General features: G+C 67.0%; 4 protein-coding genes and 1 pseudogene. All 5 read right to left on the reverse strand.

Features of this window, described 5'->3' with window-relative positions:
• Nucleotides 1-310 (reverse strand): annotated as a pseudogene (locus WS69_RS02830) (DNA cytosine methyltransferase); the annotation flags it as partial.
• A gap of 102 nt (nt 311-412) precedes the next feature.
• Nucleotides 413-895 (reverse strand): hypothetical protein, encoded by a 483-nt coding sequence (locus WS69_RS02835; RefSeq protein ID WP_059469307.1) that lies wholly within the window; start codon nt 893-895, stop codon nt 413-415.
• Nucleotide 896: 1 nt separating this feature from the next.
• Nucleotides 897-1,091: a hypothetical protein gene (locus WS69_RS02840; RefSeq protein WP_059469308.1), complete on the reverse strand. Its 195-nt coding sequence runs from the start codon at nt 1,089-1,091 to the stop codon at nt 897-899.
• Nucleotides 1,088-1,528 (reverse strand): zinc-finger-containing protein, encoded by a 441-nt coding sequence (locus tag WS69_RS02845; RefSeq protein WP_059469309.1) that lies wholly within the window; start codon nt 1,526-1,528, stop codon nt 1,088-1,090. The genes WS69_RS02840 and WS69_RS02845 overlap by 4 nt, the downstream gene beginning before the upstream one ends.
• Before the next feature lie 80 nt (nt 1,529-1,608).
• Nucleotides 1,609-2,226: a hypothetical protein gene (locus tag WS69_RS02850; RefSeq protein WP_059469310.1), complete on the reverse strand. Its 618-nt coding sequence runs from the start codon at nt 2,224-2,226 to the stop codon at nt 1,609-1,611.
• Nucleotides 2,227-2,256: the final 30 nt, after the last annotated feature.

A 2,256-nucleotide genomic window follows, 5' to 3' on the forward strand; every position in this document is an offset into this window, starting at 1 on the left:
CGCAGTGCGGATGCTGGTAGCCGGCGGCGCGGCGAACGTCTTCGGGCGTGGCCTCGCGCCAGCCGGCCGGCGGCTCGACGCCGTGGAACGCCGCGTACTGCTCGCACGTGAATAGGTCCATCACCGTGCACGGCGTGCCGACCAGCATCTCGAAGTCGCGTGCGGCCGCCGGATCGTTGTCGATGCCGCCAATGCAGCGCCACGTCGCGGTCAGATTGCCGACGCGGGAGGTGGCCTTGGTGAATCCCTTTGCACCGCCGCCGAGGCCGCAGCAGAAACCGAAGCTGTTGTATACGCGCTGATTGTCCATGGGTGTCACAGGAAAGTCGGAAAAAAGAAGGGCGCCGCGAATTGCGGCGCCCTTCGAATGCCGCGCGGACCGAGGTAAACCGCGCGGTGATGCTCTGTCTGTTCAGCGAGGCATGCGCTGCGGTTCGGCGCGGCCGCGCGCGGCGCGCTTCCACCATTGATCGTCGGTGCCGGGCTTGTGGGCGGTGTACACGTGGCCCAACTGTCCTTTGTCGCGCAGGAAACCCCATTCCTTCGAGCGGCGCGCGCGGTGCGCGAAGATTGTCCAGCACTCGTGCACGCCGTGGTCGCGCGGCAGGATCACGCGGTGGAATGAGTCGCCGATCAGTGCGTTGAACCAGCGAACGATCTTCGTGCCGGCGCGCGTCTGCTCGTAGTACCAGCCGGTGAGGATCAGGGAAAAGGCCCACGGCCAAGGATGATCGTGCAGGCCGCGATCGGGATCGCTGTCGACGAAGCGGTGCAGGTACACGCGCACGCCGAGCAGCGTGAACAAGTAGTAGCGCTCGAGGTAGGGCCGGCCTGCGTCGCTGATGATTCGGCAGGGCAGTCGGCCGCTGATGATGAAGAGGAGGGCACGGACCATGTCAGGTCTCCATTGCTTTCGGCAGCGTTGCGTCGAGGCGTTGGATCAGCTTCACGATGTCCTCGGGGATGCGCATGGCGTGGCTGCCGTGCATCGCCGCGAACGCCGGCCGAAACAGGTTGCGATCGTCGTTGCTCAGATCGGCGTTTTCGAGGCGCGCGAGCGCGCGCCAGAGCGGGTCTTGCGTATCGGTCATTGGGGGAATTCCTTTTGGATTACAGCTACGACGCGATCGCACGTCGCGACGTCGAACCAGCCGATGTGGCATTCCTCGTGGTTCGCGATGTCGAGCTGTCGGGCCAACCAGATGTACGCATCAGTGCGCGTCATCGCGCCGGACTGCCAGAGAGGGTTGAAGGCAACTTTCGCGCGTTTCCGCGCTTCACGAGTCGGCCCGTCGGCCAGCGTGCCGAGAGGAATCGCGGTGAAGGGGTGCAGCCCGACGTAAGCGCGACACGTGCGGCAGAGGAACGCCCACGGATACTCGCCGTACGCGCGGCCGTAGATCGCCGAGTTGTTCACGATCTCGACGGGGCCGCCGTCGTACGGGCAGGTCGTCGGAGCCGGAAGAGGGTTCTTGACGCGGGCGGTCGCTCGGCGCGACGGGTTCCACGGTGTCTTCGTCGTTTGCATGATCTAGAAAAAATGGGCGCCGTGCGGGCCGCCCGAGTGCGCCGCGCAATCCGGGGCACAGAAAGCGCGCGGCGATACTGCTATCGCGGCATCCACTCCGTGCCGCGCACGATCCGGCCGATCGGTTCGAGCACGAGCACCTCGGATTCCTTTTCGCTGCGCACGAGCGCGCTGCCGCGCCGCTGGGCTTTCTCGAGCGACGCGTGACGCCTCGGCTTGCAATACCTGCCGACCGTCACGAACAGCGGCGTACGCGCTCCGACGGGCCCAAGCGTGAGTTCGTCGATGCGCGCTTCGAGTGCCGCGGCATTCGCGCGCCAGGTGTCGGCCCGCTGCTGCGCGGCGTCGCGCTCGGCGGTGAGGCGCTCGACGTCAGCGCGCAGGGCCGCGATGACACGCTGGGTGCTGTCGGACGCGACGGCCGGAGGCGGCAAGCTGGCAATGGCCTCTGCGAGCGACAGAGCGGGGGCCGGCGCCGGCATGGCGTTGGATGGTGCGACCGACGCAGCGCCGCGCGCGAGCCAGTACACATACTCGTTGCCGCCTCCCACGCGCTTTTCGCGCTCGACGATCGCCTCGCCGAGCATCCGGTTCAGCTCCTTCGTCACGTCGAGATGCGGGAGCCCGGTTCCGGTCGCCACGGCCTTCGCCGTGGCTTCCGACGTCGCGGCGAGATACTTCTCGATGTCCTCTCTCACGCTGCCTCCCGAATTGCATGCTGCGCGGCC

This window comes from Burkholderia sp. BDU5, from assembly GCF_001522845.1.
Classification (GTDB): domain Bacteria; phylum Pseudomonadota; class Gammaproteobacteria; order Burkholderiales; family Burkholderiaceae; genus Burkholderia; species Burkholderia mayonis.